At 55.8% G+C, this 14,822-nt stretch carries 17 protein-coding genes; 7 read left to right on the top strand and 10 right to left on the bottom strand.

Translation table 11 applies throughout. The annotated features are described in order from the left end of the window. Nucleotides 1-16: 16 nt before the first annotated feature. The 8 genes from JAB4_RS29505 to JAB4_RS29470 all read right to left on the bottom strand — a co-directional run bounded on the left by JAB4_RS29505 (nucleotide 17) and on the right by JAB4_RS29470 (nucleotide 6,294). Nucleotides 17-697 carry an HNH endonuclease gene (locus JAB4_RS29505; protein WP_139143825.1) on the bottom strand — a complete coding sequence of 227 codons (681 nt, stop codon included), beginning with the start codon at nucleotides 695-697 and terminating at the stop codon, nucleotides 17-19. A 5-nt stretch (nucleotides 698-702) separates the two neighbouring features. Next, the gene (locus JAB4_RS29500) at nucleotides 703-1,068 is read right to left on the bottom strand and encodes a DUF6750 family protein (protein ID WP_070225039.1); all 366 of its coding nucleotides are present in this window, start codon (nucleotides 1,066-1,068) and stop codon (nucleotides 703-705) included. A gap of 80 nt (nucleotides 1,069-1,148) precedes the next feature. Continuing rightward, nucleotides 1,149-1,652: a hypothetical protein gene (locus tag JAB4_RS29495; RefSeq protein WP_139143826.1), complete on the bottom strand. Its 504-nt coding sequence runs from the start codon at nucleotides 1,650-1,652 to the stop codon at nucleotides 1,149-1,151. Nucleotides 1,653-1,667: 15 nt separating this feature from the next. Continuing rightward, on the bottom strand, nucleotides 1,668-2,795 hold the full coding sequence (locus JAB4_RS29490) for a hypothetical protein (protein ID WP_139143827.1): 1,128 nt from the start codon (nucleotides 2,793-2,795) through the stop codon (nucleotides 1,668-1,670). A gap of 11 nt (nucleotides 2,796-2,806) precedes the next feature. Continuing rightward, on the bottom strand, nucleotides 2,807-4,114 hold the full coding sequence (locus tag JAB4_RS29485; RefSeq protein WP_070308534.1) for a hypothetical protein: 1,308 nt from the start codon (nucleotides 4,112-4,114) through the stop codon (nucleotides 2,807-2,809). Between the two features lie 14 nt (nucleotides 4,115-4,128). After that, nucleotides 4,129-5,292 (bottom strand): DotH/IcmK family type IV secretion protein, encoded by a 1,164-nt coding sequence (locus JAB4_RS29480; protein ID WP_175444821.1) that lies wholly within the window; start codon nucleotides 5,290-5,292, stop codon nucleotides 4,129-4,131. A gap of 10 nt (nucleotides 5,293-5,302) precedes the next feature. After that, complete coding sequence (locus tag JAB4_RS29475) at nucleotides 5,303-5,626, bottom strand: hypothetical protein (protein ID WP_070225042.1); 324 nt, start codon at nucleotides 5,624-5,626, stop codon at nucleotides 5,303-5,305. Nucleotides 5,627-5,628: 2 nt separating this feature from the next. Further along, complete coding sequence (locus JAB4_RS29470; RefSeq protein WP_070225043.1) at nucleotides 5,629-6,294, bottom strand: hypothetical protein; 666 nt, start codon at nucleotides 6,292-6,294, stop codon at nucleotides 5,629-5,631. Between the two features lie 452 nt (nucleotides 6,295-6,746). Between JAB4_RS29470 and JAB4_RS29465 the strand changes: the two genes are divergently transcribed. Both JAB4_RS29465 and JAB4_RS29460 read left to right on the top strand, forming a co-directional pair. Beyond that, nucleotides 6,747-7,235: a hypothetical protein gene (locus JAB4_RS29465; protein ID WP_139143828.1), complete on the top strand. Its 489-nt coding sequence runs from the start codon at nucleotides 6,747-6,749 to the stop codon at nucleotides 7,233-7,235. Nucleotides 7,236-7,308: 73 nt separating this feature from the next. Next, on the top strand, nucleotides 7,309-7,857 hold the full coding sequence (locus JAB4_RS29460) for a hypothetical protein (RefSeq protein ID WP_070300508.1): 549 nt from the start codon (nucleotides 7,309-7,311) through the stop codon (nucleotides 7,855-7,857). A 48-nt stretch (nucleotides 7,858-7,905) separates the two neighbouring features. Here JAB4_RS29460 and JAB4_RS29455 read toward each other — a convergent pair whose 3' ends face one another. Continuing rightward, complete coding sequence (locus tag JAB4_RS29455; RefSeq protein WP_070225045.1) at nucleotides 7,906-9,723, bottom strand: hypothetical protein; 1,818 nt, start codon at nucleotides 9,721-9,723, stop codon at nucleotides 7,906-7,908. 346 nt (nucleotides 9,724-10,069) lie between these two features. Between JAB4_RS29455 and JAB4_RS29450 the strand changes: the two genes are divergently transcribed. The 5 genes from JAB4_RS29450 (at nucleotide 10,070) to JAB4_RS29430 (ending at nucleotide 12,981) form a co-directional block, all read left to right on the top strand. Further along, entirely contained in the window at nucleotides 10,070-10,375 is a 306-nt protein-coding gene (locus JAB4_RS29450) for a hypothetical protein (protein WP_139143829.1), read from the top strand. After that, entirely contained in the window at nucleotides 10,365-11,174 is an 810-nt protein-coding gene (locus JAB4_RS29445; protein WP_070225047.1) for a DUF6036 family nucleotidyltransferase, read from the top strand. Before JAB4_RS29450 ends, JAB4_RS29445 begins: the two co-directional genes overlap by 11 nt. Nucleotides 11,175-11,793: 619 nt before the next feature. Then, the gene (locus tag JAB4_RS29440; RefSeq protein ID WP_070225048.1) at nucleotides 11,794-12,108 is read left to right on the top strand and encodes an H-NS histone family protein; all 315 of its coding nucleotides are present in this window, start codon (nucleotides 11,794-11,796) and stop codon (nucleotides 12,106-12,108) included. Then, entirely contained in the window at nucleotides 12,105-12,566 is a 462-nt protein-coding gene (locus JAB4_RS29435) for a hypothetical protein (protein ID WP_139143830.1), read from the top strand. Before JAB4_RS29440 ends, JAB4_RS29435 begins: the two co-directional genes overlap by 4 nt. Nucleotides 12,567-12,645: 79 nt before the next feature. After that, nucleotides 12,646-12,981 (top strand): hypothetical protein, encoded by a 336-nt coding sequence (locus JAB4_RS29430; RefSeq protein ID WP_193725222.1) that lies wholly within the window; start codon nucleotides 12,646-12,648, stop codon nucleotides 12,979-12,981. 967 nt (nucleotides 12,982-13,948) lie between these two features. Here the strand turns inward: JAB4_RS29430 and JAB4_RS29425 are convergent. Continuing rightward, nucleotides 13,949-14,713 (bottom strand): hypothetical protein, encoded by a 765-nt coding sequence (locus JAB4_RS29425; RefSeq protein WP_139143950.1) that lies wholly within the window; start codon nucleotides 14,711-14,713, stop codon nucleotides 13,949-13,951. Between the last annotated feature and the right edge of the window lie 109 nt (nucleotides 14,714-14,822).

Here is a 14,822-nt window from a genome sequence, read left to right as displayed (position 1 = left end):
ACTTGTTGTAGCGTTATTAAACTGCCGTGCGGCGGTTGAAGATCGACGGCCAAGATGAGAGCGGCAACGAAGAAAATTCGTCGGCAAACTTCCTGGCCTGCTTCACCACAACCCCCAATGCAAAAACGACTCTAAGTCCCCTCATTGGCTCATCACGCGCCAAATACACTGGAGCTGAAATCTCCTTCATCGCGATCGCAAAGTGCGCGGCTTTCGAAGACCCCCATTCCGATTCAATGTAATGCGAGTACTCGAGTAAACTTGCGTGCAACGCTCTCGCATCGGCCTTCTCTTCCGCGGATGCACCACTGTCAGCCAAAACATGCCCTATTGTGCGCATCAAATGCGACAAATCGGACTGCCTTAGGTCTGGCAAATAAGCCAGCAAAGAAACACCTCCGGCAAGCTCAGACTCATCCGCGCGCAATACGCGGCTCGATAGCTCGCCAATATGGTTCACGGGATGACAGAACACACATTGAGGTGCGAAGTTTTCTTCAGAATTGTTTGCGTGATTGCAATCCTTATGATGAACTTCCAGGCCGCCACCAGACTTAACTCCGCAAGCCTGGCAGGTGTACTGCGCACGCTGTAAGACCAAAGGTCGTTTAGCTCTGTAGGCAGCGTCGGCCGCCTCGGCCTGAGGATCATGGTCTCGAAACGTGTTGCGGCTTACGCCTGGAATGAGCTCATTCATTTTAATTACGACCGGTTCGCAGTATTATTCGAAGCCGAGCCACCAACGAAGGTCTGGGTCATGGTGTCGGTGGTCACGGTCAAACCTACCAGAAGTGCTCCGGCAACGAACTTGATACCGACTGCACCCCACGTTACATCGCCGCCATCGCGCCCCTTCGACTTCTTGAGCATTTCCATACCAGCCCAACCGATCGCACCAAGTCCGATCAGGAAGAACAGGTAAATCAACGCCTCTTTGACCACCGGCATGTTGCTGGTAATCGTACGAATGCGATCGAAGACCGTTTCAGCTTGCGCAGGCTCGACAGCCATCAGGCTCAGTGCGAGAACAGGGACGATGATTTTCAAGAACTTTTTCGTGGTTTTCATATTTGGACTTCCTTTTGATTAAGTGGTTTTTTAACTAATTACCCGGCGTATATCCGGATTCGTTTAGCGAAGGGGTAAGTTCAGATCAACGGACTCACCCAACGCCATAAATTGATACCAAACGACCCTGCGACGATAAAGACTGCTGCTGTCCACCCAGGATCTTCAACTTGAGATTGACCACCGTCGGCCGCCTTAACAATCAAGCGCGTTCCCTTTATGATCGCCAACACGCCAAGCGTCGCCATCCAGACGAGAACACATTGAAGAATCATGATCGGCACGCTTCCACCGCTTCCTGGCATAACCGTCATCGAGTTCGATGCCGGCATCGCTTCCCCTGTCCATGTAAGGACCTGCATGTTCAGGTAAGCAGATGCGTTGATGAAAAAAGTGCCCACTATGAATCGGGCAGAGATCGAACCCATACCGTATGTTCGGCGCGGATCACTCCATTTAGTCATACGGTGGGCAGCATTTCCTACCAAGAACCAACCGAGTCCGTAGGAACATACCGCTACCGCCAACTCACGAACTGCTAGCGCACCATCCGCGATCGAAGCTAATAATTCAGGGAGGCCCATCAATTTGCTCCTTCTTTATTGGAAGCGCATACCGTTGATTTCAACGACCGGATTTCCGGCGGCATCTACAGCAACCCGATCGACAGCTCCCAATCCTGGAATGACTTCACCCGAGGAAACCCGGTGTTTTACGCCACCAAAGTCCACGAGCGCGGTTGTTACCCCACGCCGTGTAGATATTCCAAGGACGCGGACGCTGTCGCCATTGAGCACCACCGGACTTCGCACTTCGGTTGCCGGAGGCATATTTTGGCTGGCCGGTCGATTGTTCTGCATCTTCGCCTGGCGAGTGCTTTCAGATATCTCCGCTTTTGGTTTCGGTGCAGTTGCGCGCCGCTTGGTGGATTGAACTCGTTCGACCGCTTCAACGCGTTCAAAGCGAGCCAGACGTTTCTCAAGTGTTGCAACACGGACCGCAAGGCCATCGACTAATAATGAAGATGACTCCGTTTTCGTAGCAACTGAGGAGTTTGTGCTCGGGCCCGCCGGCACCACCGGGGTTGCAACCTTATTGTTGGCTTTGTTGACCGCCTGCACGCCGGGTTGAGTCTGTGGTTGCCCACCCGATACAGTTTGCTCAACCGGACCAGTCTCGGCATGCGTTGGCACTGAAGCTACACCTTGTGTTTGCTCAGCAACCGGCGGCGTTGACTTAGCCGGAACACCGGCAGGTACTTCTGCCGCTCCTGGCGCAGGCGTAGACACCGCAGGTGTCGAAACCTCAGCGGCTGTGGCAGGCGCATTACCCATCACCGTCGCTTCGATTTCTGCCTCTGCAGTCATAGGTCTGGCCGCGGGCGTAGCAGCTGAAGCCGGTGGTTGTGGAGACGGGTTTACTTTCGGTGGACCGGGGTCCAGAACAATCACCAACAGGAAGAAGGTGATCAAAAGGCCGCCTACAGCGATCCCAGCTTTCTTGCCGGTCGACAGTTTCTTCTTAATCTTTACTTTTCCTATCTTTAGTGGCGTGGCTGCAGATGGATTGCCACCGATCGAATCCACTGGTTGTGTTCCGAACCCTGTTGGTGCGGCACCATCTGTAGGGCCGAATCCGCTCTGGTTGGCTGTATTAAGAGGATCCATCTGCGAACCAAAGGCTGATTCCGCTCCGTCAGCTGTTTCGTACAATTCATTCTTAGACATATTCTTTTCTCTCAGTTGTCGCTCTGCCGAGGTTGGCCAATAAGATCGGATTGATAAATCGATTGCTCAAAAACAAGTCCAAACTGGGTACGTGGTTCGAGCATTACGTGTCCTTCTTTAGGACCAGTAGCGAGGCCACGTGAGACCTGATCCGCACCAGCGGAATACATTGCGTTTCGTGCTTGTTCTGCCGATGGTGCTGGGGTCTGCTGGGCACCGGTCACAGCGCCTGTTCCTGCCCCTGGGACAGAAATAGCAATTACCTGTGTTCCTGTTTGCGCGCGCGCACCGGCATATGCCTTCACACCCTCTGAAAGCACAGGGAAGACGTACCTTTGCATGTATCGCCCGTCGTAATCACCACGGACGATGTCTCCCGGCGCTTCGGCATCCATACCAAACGCTGCTATCTTTATAGTTTTGCCGTTGTACGAACCCTGGTTGAAGTCCAGCTGAAATCCTTTATCTCCGATCCGGCGAGTCGTGCCCGTCACGACAGCTCCGGACAGAGGTCCACTCAGGATGCGTGCACGCAATTTGCCTGGTGTGTCTGAATCAGCACCACTGATCAGCTCTGCAGCGTATGGTTGATCAAAGGCCTTAACCACCATCAAATCGCTTGCAGAACGCTCGCTTGAGGTAGCGCCCACTTGCTGACCAGTTTGTCCAGGGGCTCCATTTTCCACCGCTACTTTTGTTTTTTCGCGCACATATGTGGATAGCGTGCGTTGGCCGCCTTCGCTTGGAGCCATACCCCATGCACTCATCATGTTTTGCATCTGCGACTCCAAACCCTTGAGCTTGGCTTCGTCGGTACCCACCGTTGGTGTTTGGGCTTGAGTCTGTGGCCCGCCGCCGGAATGAGGCTGATCCAAACGAATCTCACCTTGTTGCGTGAAGCCTGGATTAGGTGTTTGCTGGGCGGACTGCGGCTGCCCAGTCACCTGCACACCGTGCGGGTCTACTGAATTTGTAATTACACTCTGTCCGCCGGTCAATGCTGCGGCGACACGTGCATTTTCCTGTTGTGCGAGTGCGGCCCGGTCATCTTGGCTCAACATTCCGTTCACGACAGATCTATCCGGTTGCACCTCATTAATTGTCGATACTTTTTTCTCGTCTCGACCGCCCTTGCTGCCTGAAAAAAGGAGTACCAGAAGCAAAATCGCGACGCCGATGACGCCACCAATGATCATCATGTTGCGCTTCCCCTTCGGGTCCCATCGCGGCTTCACTTTGACGGCTTGCGCATTGCTTCCATCGATCGTGTCACTAGCTGCTGGTGCCGCGCCGGCACCAAGTGAATCGTTAGCTTGCATCTGTTTTCCTTTTGTTATTTCGACCGGACTGCGCTTGTAACCGATGGGATATACGGCAGCTCGAGCACTGCATTGACCTCCCTGCCATCAACGCCCATACGCACCAAAGAGGTGTAAGGGAGCTTATAGACTGCTGTGCCGTCTACAGCAGCCTGGCGGCTGAACCAACCTGGGCTAAAAATGGTGTATGGAGTGCGTAAGTACAGGTGGCCACGCCACATCCACGCCGCGGTTGCCGCGACCTGGCTAACCTTCACATCGACCGCACCCTCCGGCGGAATACCCATTAGGAATGATTGCATCTCCCCAACCTGGGTACCACCGTCGGCTTCAAGTCGATCCCCTGGAAGAACGCTCTTGGCAGGATTAAGCACCGGCACCACTGCTTGGATAACGCTATCGACCGATTTCGATTCATTACCCACGCGGACTTGCAGCAGCACGGGATTGGGCACACCAACCAAACGAATCATCATGTTGCCGCTACCGCTAATTGTCTTAGCCGATACATCAATCGTGGACGAGCCTTGCTCATTAACTTCAGCAGTCGCTAGAACCCCTACATTGAATGCATATGAAAAGCTCTTTGCGCCATCAACGATAAGTGGTGATCCAGAACGATCAACAAAGGTCACCAAGGCGCCATGGTTAAATGCGATATCAATTGTGCCGGGGCGCGAATTTGGCTCGAAACTAATGGGCATTATTCGGCTCCCCTTGACCGTATATGGACCACCTGGCGTCTCAGCCATTGCGCGCGCGCGCTCATACATAAGTTGCTCAAACTTCCGGATTTCGCTTGGATCCAAAGGAGACACCCGTTCAACAGCCTCCGTCGGGTAATCGATCTTTGAATTTGGCAACTTCGGGTCTGGCAACTCACCGCCTGAAATGCGGCGGCTGTCGGCAGGAGCAGCATTGGCTTTGCCTGCACCGGCAGGGCCAATGCCGGTGCCAGGTCCATTCGCAGTGGAATTTGTATTGGGCGGGTTCAACTTATCCCAATTTTGCTTCGCCTCTTGCCGTGTTGGGAAATTTTCAACCACAGCTCCTTTCCCAGCGACGACATTCGCTGCGGAAGGTTGAGCAGCCGGCGCGGCTTGACTCTGTACGTTTTGTGCATATACCACAGAACAACCACAGACAAATGTAGCCAGTACTGATGCTTTAAGCTTCATGTGGATACTTTCAAAAAAAGCTACGGCCGGCCACGAGGTTGATGCTCTGGCGGAACGCGAAGATGGAGAAGAGATATTGGCGAACGAACCCATTCGGAGCGCGACGTAATGCGTCCACGAGTTCGAGTCTTGGGCAGATGTAGGGATCGATGTCCTCGATCCAGTCTGCAAATTCAGGATGCTGGAGCAATACACGCTCGTGCTCCGACTGGCACAGCTCGATCACCTTGGCCTCATCGCCTGATTGCATGGCGTCCAGTTCGGCATCGCTCAACACATTGGGCTCTATATTCATGCGAAATGCTTCCTTATTTGCGACTTCATTGCTACTCATCTTTACCTCTGCCAAGGCGCCAGGACAATATTCTGGAGGCGCATTCCTTCGATATGCGAGTCGTACGAGACACGAACAACATCAGACTGAAATGCATATGCAACTGGGCGAGACGTCGAATTCGCTTTACCACCACGATACCCGATTTCAATTACCCCCTGCACATGGAACACGTTTCGCGCGTTGCCGCCAGAGCCCTGCACACTGCGTCGGTTGATGAAAGGCTGGATGATATAGCTGCTGGCCAAATTAACATCTCCCTCACTCATCTTTTTGAGGAATGGTTCTATAGCTTTCCGAACCGACTCGCTACCACCACCAGTAAAGCAGTCGCCAATCGTCCGCTCCACGGTCGTCTGATAGTTGTGGAAAGCATGATTAAACAATCCATTGACGCAATCTCCAACCATTCGCGTTACGCGAGCATCGGGTGGATCCCCCTTTGTCAGCATCAGTACCGGATATGCTCTACCTTGAGCATCCAATGCGATTCGTTCTCGCTCAGGCTTGCTAGTCAGACCGATGATGGCCGCGGCGATGCCAATGGAGCCGGCAATTACAGCGATTGCGATGCCCGCAACGAGTTTGCCATTGAGCATCCTGAGGCGCAGCACTTCTGCGTGCAGATCGAGCCCAAACAGGTCCGCGACTTGTTGTTGGTTGGACATTATCGAGTTGCTCCTACTTCTTTAGATTGTGGCTCAACTAACACGAGCGCATGCTCTCGACCGGCAGGGTCCATACCCACAACACCAGCGCCTGGACGTACTAGGATCGCGACAACGAGCGCGATCGAACATACCACGAGCCACGCGCCAGAAACCATGGCCGACTTAATCAGGACAGCATTCAGGGATCTCTGTCTTACGTATTCCTGATAGTCGCTTGTGCCTTCATGGTCGTCGATTTTACGCTCACTTTCTTCCAAAACAATCTCCGAAAAATGGACCGTTTCTTGTCCTCAGGCAAGATGATTTCACAAAGATCAACCCCGGTCAACGGCGTAGCGTTAGGTGTCAGGACTCACCTAACATATGTAAAACTAGTACATTTTGCGTATATGCCCGCATAGCAACATTTTTGTGCCATACTAATAATACGTAACAACTTAAAAATAATTATGAATGAGAACCGCTTTGTTGCTGTCGGACGAATTGAACGCTTAATCCCCTCCATTCGTGGCCTCACGCTCGTCATCGGTGGTGCAGGCCCCGTTAAAGGGCTGGTAGTGATCGAGCTAAGAGATTCCGCACTCGTCGCCCTCGTATCCAATCCGGCAACCGGCTTCGCCGTCGGTGACATTGTGAGCGCCAGCGGACGACTCGAGCTAGATGTCGAGACCCTTCAAAATATCGCGGTCGCGGCACCAGACGGCGTTTCGAGAATCTGCCGCACACAATCTCCGCGCTCTGCCACACCGAACCCGTCAATTATCGGAGCCGCGCTCCCAAATTCTGCAATAGGTAGAAATCCATCTGGAGATCATTTCAACTCCCCCTTACGTATTGCCCAACCTCAAAGTACAGACGCTTCGATCCCCTGGCTTGAGCACGAGGTACATCACTATATCAACGGCAAGCCTATCGAACTTGACGACATACCTAGTTAGAATTTACACAGCACTCTCAGCTATGACCATACCAATCCACATTCACCTCAAAAATCCCCTCACAGCAACAAGCATGCCCATATCGGACGCTGATGAGCGCCGAATATCTGGCTTCAACAAAAAAGAATTCTGCAAGCTGCTATCAACCCGCTTTGGTGTAACTTTGGAAGAAGGTGCACTCTTTTACGAGGAAATCGGCCAACGAATTAGTCAAAGCCTTGGCGGCGGCGAAACAGCCTTTCTCTTCGGTCAAGGTACTCTTAAGGTCGTCAAGAAACGTGGAAACACCACCGAACGCAGAGTCAGATACCGTCCAAGCACTCGTACCGAAAAGAATGGCACTGTGGCCATAGAAGGGCTACCAGGAATTGTGGCGGGCATCATCACTGACGTTGTGCTCATTGGTAGCATCTCTGCGGGAGAACGAGCCTTGCAAATCGACCGCGCGTGCGCGGCCGATGGTCCTGGTGGGAAGCTGGTGATCTACAAAGACGACAACAACAAGTATCGAGGCGTTTTCACTACAGAATGCGCCGCCCCTCTCGAGACGATTATGGACACGAAACGTGCGGCTAAAACATGGCTGCGTGAGACATTTCCTGCCACAGTTATCAAGAGCTAATTTATGTCGCACTCCTTTGTTTTTACTAACCAAGGCCAACGCCCTATCTCATCTATAGGCAGTCTCAGGGGGGCCTGTCCCTAGACAGGCCTCTGCAACATCTTCGTTCTGTCGCCGAATTTCATTGCCTTGTCGAGCAACCGGCATATCGTCGGAGCGCCGGGCGTCCAACAATCCCTCCCGCTGGGAACGAACAATCTTCGCAAGGAAGTCCGTCGGTGACACACCTCTTCCACGAATCCAATTGCACACCGACTTCACTAGCTCCTGTGCCTTGGGGAAGAACTTCGTGAGTATCCGGCTCGCGCCGGCCTTGGCTTCGATACTCATTGCCAGGTTTTCAATACGCGACAGCGGCATCTGGCCCTTGCGCCATAATGAGTATGCATGTGCAGCCGCCTCCTCCCAATCTGCCATTGCCTGCTTCGCTGCATCGAACTCCCCGTGAGAAAGCAACAAGCGAACAGTACGAACTAAAAGCGGCGCGCCATAAGCAAATTGTCGCTGGACATCCTCTCTCTCACTCGCGCTAAAGTGATGGGCCAGAACGAGGTGAAATCCTTCGTGATCCAGAGCAGCAACTGGATCTTCGGCATTGAACGCGATACGTGCAGTGCGACCAACAAGCGCCGCCGCCGGGCGTCCCTGTTCATGGGCGTCCATCACCTCCTTGACAATCGAAACACGCATACGCACATCGCTTCCCAAGCATTTATCGGCGCGCAACTGTAGGAAGTTCTCCAGTTGGCGCGCACGAATTGGGTCGAAACTTGCTTGCTCTATCACGCGCGCGTATGAGTAAACTGGCGCTCGACCAGTGAACTTCTCTCGCATAGCAGCAGTTACAGGCATCACCGCCAACCGCCTCACCTGTCCCTTCAGCTCGAAGTCAGCCAGGCGCAGCTCTGCTTGGAACGGCTTCCCGATTTTCTTAGCCAAGCTGGGGACGATCTTCATGTAGAACTCATCCAGACCAGCAGCGCCAAAGTTCCCTCCATTGGCCATGGAGGAACCGCTGATCCAAGTTAACTGCTCGCAACCCTGCTCTACAGCCAACAACATCGCACGACGCAACAAAAACGCTGTCCAATGTTCAGTATCAGTTACTAACGGTGCGCGCTTATAGCTACCCTTCCATTCATTTGCGCGACCCTTTTGTGCCCAATCGCTCTGGAACTCATGAACAAAAAGGGTCTTAATGCCATCCTCGATCTTCACTGACCAACGCATGTGGGCAAAATCAGCCCGTGCGTCCGGGCACATCATTTGGAGCTGAGAAGAAAAGTGCGTGGACAAAGTGATGCCTGAAACGACGTCATCATGTTGCGCGAGTAATACTGAGCGTCGCTTGTCGAGCCGGAACACCGCATCAGGATCCTCTCCAAGCGCATCAAAATCGAAGTTCAGCAATGCGATTCGATCGTCCAAATCGGCAATTCGATCTGAAAGGTCCTCGTCGACGGTGGGAAAGTAAAACAAACTTTCACTATAGTCCTCGCCGTCGACTGCGAATGAATAACTACGATATCGCGTATCTGCGCCCGTAAGCCTCGCCTCTTTTATCGATGGAAGCCTATACGAAGCCACATCAGCGAGCTCTTCGCGCGTTACTTGTCGGTTGCCTTGATCTTGAAGCCATTCAGCAACATTGGAGTCTTCAATTTCCGATAATTTGATACCCTTTTGGGAAAAACCATTAATCACATGTATCCATTGGGACGCCTGCAACTTGGGCTGTTTATATCCTGCAATTTCCTGGGGCAAACGCCAAGAAAACAGCGGATATGCTCCACCTGTGAGTTGTATTACCTTTTTTGCCATTTTGCTTTCACCGATGTTGAATAGCTGATCCTCGGATAGTGGCATAAGACCTTCATTACTTCAGTGCAACCACGCCAGCATGCTGCTGGCCGGCGCCACGCTGTTCCTGCTGCTGATCTACGGTCTGTACCGCGCCATCGCCGCTGACGCGCCGCTGCGGCCCTGGCCAGCACCCAGTTGATGACATGCATTTATCTGGCTTCGTAGCTCTCGAAACCTCTATGGCACTGTCCGACATGCTCAGACCGTTACTTTGTCGTGGAGGTGCATCAAATTTGAGCAACACTTGTGATATGATGAGCGCATCGGCCAGTTCTTGGCTATGAACTTAGCGTTCTTAGATGACATTATGATAACCAACTCGCAAATTCAATACAATCAAGGAGCGTCCATGGCGTTCTCGGATATTGGCGAACGTCGTCTTGCGAAACATGTGCCCGTTGCATTGGCACTTCGTGATGCATCGGCCCAGGTTGTGAATGAAATTATCTCTTTGGCCAATCTCCAAGTGGAACGCTGGGAATTGAATTCCCTATGCAGCAAAGACTATATTTCCGCCTGGCGTGAACTTCTCAAGCGCCCGAGTGATGCAGCTTCCATTCTGGAAGAACGGTCGTCCCGCGCGGCCGCCTTGCGCCAGAACTCTCCTTTTGTCGCCTCGGTTCGGCAATTTCAAGCGCTAGCGCATGCGGCGTGAGCAAATACGGATTGCGCTTGAGGAGGCAATCAAGCTTGGAGCCCATAAAGAATTTGTCATCGTGGGAAGCCTGTCGGTCTTGGGGCTAAAAGAAGTTCCCCCCGAAATGATGTCAATGTCGATCGACATTGATTTTTTTCCTTTGCACGATCAAACCCATGTCCAGGAAATCAGTGCCGAGCTAGGGGAGGACTCTTCCTTCCACGAATCCCACGGCTATTATCTCGATCCTATATCGGCAGATGTACTCGTACTTCCTCCTGGTTGGATGGAGCGTATGGTCTTGCATGAATTTGGTGATCTTAGCGTCTATTTTTTGGATGTCAACGATACTGCGATTTCGAAGTATGTACGAAGTGCCGACAATGACTTTCGATGGATTGACGCAGGCTTTGAAGCAGGCATTCTTGACCTTGATAAAATTGACGCAAGGGCGAAATTCAGCATGGATTATCCAGGCGAAGACGACAAACGCCGAGTCCGCAATGGTATTGAATCCCACCGCGCGGCAATGAAGGATTCTGGCGCATTGCGTATGGATTTACTTGACACGATTCGAGCGCGCCCCGATGCGCGAATCGCCAATCTCATTGACGACGACTACGTTTACACTGGACTAATCCTGCACTCTTCGGACGACAGGGTCGTTCAGGAAGTAGGAAAAGCAGTGTTAGTAATTCATGATAGTACGAGTTGGGATTTCATACCCTCGGTCGGCGACACTTGCATTGTGTCGTACAGCGACGGGGAATGCCAAATCATTCACGATGCTGATTCGCCTGGCCCCTGCCCTGTTTAGCAAGCCTAGCGGCTGATACATTTGGTTGTCGGGACATCACGCATTCGGCAAGCATCCGTCGGGTAGAAACACAACGCGAATGGATGAGTGAACTTGACCGAGTATATTTCGACGCTGATAGTTGACTTACCACAAAAGCATCGAAGTCTAGGCTACAGCCGGCCGTCATTCCCATTATTAGGTTTGGTGGCTTTTCTCTTCTAGGGTATCCCTACTCATCGTCTTGAACCCGGCAGCCGCTCACCAGACTGACCCGCGCCAGCACCGCCGGCGCGCTACGAGAGGCCGCCGCGGTGGCCAGCACCACGTCGACGACCCGCACCAGCTGCTGCACGGCGCCTGGCCGGCGCCATTATGTTCCTGCAGCGGCTCACCGGCCGGGACCGCGCCGGCGCCGCCGACGCGCTGCGCACGGCCACCGCAGCGGCCAGCACCATGTCGACGGCTGGCTCCAGCTGCTGCCCAGCGCCTGGACGGCGCCAACTTATTCCTGCAGCGGATCATCGGCCGGCTCTCCACGCCAATTGATTCGACCGTTCAGTGAAAAAGTAACGATCCGTCACTTACGAATGAGAATTTGTGACATCATAAGTGCTCAAAATTTACGTTAGGAATTGAAATGGATCTATCGAAACTGAGTATGGCTGAATTGAAGGATTTATTAGGAAAAGCTCTGAAGGAGGAGAAGAATCGAGCGAAATCCGACCGGGAAGCTGCGCGCAACGAAATCTTCGCAATTGCCCAACGCCTCAACATGCCTTTGAGTGATTTGATTGGAAGTGGAAGAAGCAAGTCGACGCAAAAGGTCGCTGTCAAGTATCGAAATCCAGCCAACTCCACTCAAGAATGGAGTGGTCGCGGCCGTCCTCCGCACTGGGTAAAGGAAATGTTGGAGGCTGGAGCCGATCTTCAAACAGCGAAGATTGACGCTTGAATTTTCTAGTAGCCGACAGCTTGGAAAGCCACGTCGATGGCGCGCACCAGCTGCTGCACGGCGCCTGGCCGGCGCCATCACGTTCCTGCAGCGGATCTCAGGCCGGGACCACGCCAGCGCCGCCGGCGCGCCGCGCGCGGTCACCGCGGTGGCCAACACCACGTCGACGGCGTGCACCAGTTGCTGGCCAGCGCCTGACCGGCGCCACCACGTTCCTGCAGCTGGTCATCGGCCGGGCCCACGCCGGCGCCGCCGGCGCGCCGCGCGCGGCCCCCGCAGTGGCCAACACAACGTCGACGGCGTGCATCAGCTGCTGCACGGCGCCTGGCCGGCGCCATCACGTTCCTGCCGCTGATCATCGGCCGGGACCACGCCAGCGCCGCCGGCGCGCCGCGCGCGGTCGCCGCGGTGGCCAGCACCACGTCGACGGCGCGCACCAGCTGCTGGCCAGCGCCTGACCGGCGCCACCACGTTCCTGCAGCTGGTCATCGGCCGGGCCCACGCCGGCGCCGCCGGCGCGCCGCGCGCGGCCCCGCAGTGGCCAACACACGTCGACGGCGTGCATCAGCTGCTGCACGGCGCCTGGCCGGCGCCATCACGTTCCTGCCGCTGATCATCGGCCGGGACCACGCCAGCGCCGCCGGCGCGCCGCGCGCGGTCGCCGCGGTGGCCAGCACCACGTCGACGGCGCGCACCAGCTGCTGGCCAGCGCCTGACCGGCGCCACCACGTTCCTGCAGCTGGTCATCGGCCGGGCCCACGCCGGCGCCGCCGGCGCGCCGCGCGCGGCCCCCGCAGTGGCCAACACAACGTCGACGGCGTGCATCAGCTGCTGCACGGCGCCTGGCCGGCGCCATCACGTTCCTGCCGCTGATCATCGGCCGGGACCACGCCAGCGCCGCCGGCGCGCCGCGCGCGGTCGCCGCGGTGGCCAGCACCACGTCGACGGCGCGCACCAGCTGCTGCACGGCGCCGGGCCGGCGCCAACACGTTCCTGCAGCTGATCACCGGCCGGGCCCACGGCGGCGGCGCCGGCGCGCTGCGCACGGCCGCCAGCACCACGTCGACGGCGTGCATCAGCTGCTGCACGGCGCCTGGCCGGCGCCATCACGTTCCTGCAGCTGGTCATCGGCCGGGACCACGGCGGCGGCGCCGGCGCGCTGCGCGCGGCGGCAAGCACCACGTCGACGGCGTGCACCCGCTGCCGCCCGGCGCCTGGCCGGCGCCGCCACGTTCCCGCAGCGGCTCACCGGCCGGGACCACGCCGGAGCCGCCGGCGCGCCGCGCGCGGCGGCCGCAGTGGCCAGCACCAGGTCGACGACGCGCACCAGCTGCTGCACGGCGCCTGGCCGGCGCCATCACGTTCCTGCAGCGGATCTCAGGCCGGGACCACGCCGGAGCCGCCGGCGCGCCGCGCTCGAGCACCGCGGTGGCCAGAACCACGTCGACGGCGTGCACCAGCTGCCGCCCGGCGCCTGGCCGGCGCCATCACGTTCCTGCAGCGGCTCATCGGCCGGGACCACCCGGGCGCCGCCGGCGCGCCGCGCTCGAGCACCGCAGTGGCCAGCACCAGGTCGATGGCGTGCACCAGCTGCCGCCCGGCGCCTGGCCGGCGCCACCACGTTCCCGCAGCGGCTCACCGGCCGGGACCACGCCGGAGCCGCCGGCGCGCCGCGCGCGGCGGCCGCAGTGGCCAGCACCAGGTCGACGACGCGCACCAGCTGCTGCACGGCGCCTGGCCGGCGCCATCACGTTCCTGCAGCGGATCTCAGGCCGGGACCACGCCGGAGCCCGCCCAAGTTCTGACATATTGAAACCTTTCAACATGTCCGAGGCCTGTCCTACACCTTTTTCCCCACGGCGTAGGCGCAATACCAGTCGAGAAACCCTTCGATATCGTGGCTCATCCTGAGGACGTTGACAATTATCGGGGTGGTTTTGGCAAGCGGCTTTTCCGGATATATCCCTTCGGCTTTGAGAATAAGCAGCTCTACTTCGAAGTCATTCGGCAAGACCACGGACCTCATGTGTTTCGGTGCGGAGTGGACGACGAAATTGTCGCGCACTTCCTTCAACGGCATCTCGAACCATGAAGTCCCATTTCGAATGTAACTCGCGTAAGGTTCGTGCTCGCCGTAAGAGCCGGAGAGCTTCTGGAAGAACTTCTTGTGGTCGCTGAACGAATTGAAGCTCGGACGGTTTCCGCTCTTGAGAAACCGACTCGACATAGCGGCTACGCGGTCAAGCAGTATCCTTGCATGGATCAAGCAGTTGATGATTTCCAGTTCGGTATATGGCGCTATCTCCCGATACTTGTCGGCAATCTTCCGCTCGTGGGACGTGTAAGCCACCCGGTGTTTCCTGGCGTAGTACGCCGAAGCCATGTAGCGCGCGACGACCGACATGTTCGTTAGGAAGCGTCGAGCCGACAGGAAGTAGAGACGATACGCGTCGCGGTAGCGGGAGATGTCCGTACTGATTACCGGGTTCAAGTCGTGTCCCAAGACTTCGAACCAAGGCTCCAAGGGATCGCGCTTAATCCTAGCTATCTCATTTCGGACGTTCGGCCGTTTTCCGAGCGGGCGGTGCCCCAAGGGGAAATTCATGCGGTGCGGCTCCGGCTGTGAATGTTGTGGCTGAGTCCGGCCTTGCAATTAACTGGACCGTGTGTATAGTTTCCTGTAGCACATTGTAAGACAATCAGTATGAAAACAA

The organism is Janthinobacterium sp. HH102 (assembly GCF_001758625.2).
Lineage (GTDB): Bacteria > Pseudomonadota > Gammaproteobacteria > Burkholderiales > Burkholderiaceae_D > Janthinobacterium.
The sequence above is the reverse complement of the archived record's forward strand: the minus strand, read 5'-3'. Positions and strand labels throughout refer to the sequence as shown.

Coding starts and splice junctions, on each gene's coding strand:
- JAB4_RS29440 (WP_070225048.1), top strand. CDS start 11,794: ATGGATCTATCGAAACTGAGTATGGCTGAATTGAAGGATTTATTAGGA.
- JAB4_RS29450 (WP_139143829.1), top strand. CDS start 10,070: ATGGCGTTCTCGGATATTGGCGAACGTCGTCTTGCGAAACATGTGCCC.
- JAB4_RS29460 (WP_070300508.1), top strand. CDS start 7,309: ATGCCCATATCGGACGCTGATGAGCGCCGAATATCTGGCTTCAACAAA.
- JAB4_RS29445 (WP_070225047.1), top strand. CDS start 10,365: ATGCGGCGTGAGCAAATACGGATTGCGCTTGAGGAGGCAATCAAGCTT.
- JAB4_RS29470 (WP_070225043.1), bottom strand. CDS start 6,294: ATGTCCAACCAACAACAAGTCGCGGACCTGTTTGGGCTCGATCTGCAC.
- JAB4_RS29475 (WP_070225042.1), bottom strand. CDS start 5,626: ATGAGTAGCAATGAAGTCGCAAATAAGGAAGCATTTCGCATGAATATA.
- JAB4_RS29500 (WP_070225039.1), bottom strand. CDS start 1,068: ATGAAAACCACGAAAAAGTTCTTGAAAATCATCGTCCCTGTTCTCGCA.
- JAB4_RS29490 (WP_139143827.1), bottom strand. CDS start 2,795: ATGTCTAAGAATGAATTGTACGAAACAGCTGACGGAGCGGAATCAGCC.
- JAB4_RS29485 (WP_070308534.1), bottom strand. CDS start 4,114: ATGCAAGCTAACGATTCACTTGGTGCCGGCGCGGCACCAGCAGCTAGT.
- JAB4_RS29425 (WP_139143950.1), bottom strand. CDS start 14,713: ATGAATTTCCCCTTGGGGCACCGCCCGCTCGGAAAACGGCCGAACGTC.
- JAB4_RS29465 (WP_139143828.1), top strand. CDS start 6,747: ATGAATGAGAACCGCTTTGTTGCTGTCGGACGAATTGAACGCTTAATC.
- JAB4_RS29505 (WP_139143825.1), bottom strand. CDS start 697: ATGAATGAGCTCATTCCAGGCGTAAGCCGCAACACGTTTCGAGACCAT.
- JAB4_RS29455 (WP_070225045.1), bottom strand. CDS start 9,723: ATGCCACTATCCGAGGATCAGCTATTCAACATCGGTGAAAGCAAAATG.
- JAB4_RS29495 (WP_139143826.1), bottom strand. CDS start 1,652: ATGGGCCTCCCTGAATTATTAGCTTCGATCGCGGATGGTGCGCTAGCA.
- JAB4_RS29480 (WP_175444821.1), bottom strand. CDS start 5,292: ATGAAGCTTAAAGCATCAGTACTGGCTACATTTGTCTGTGGTTGTTCT.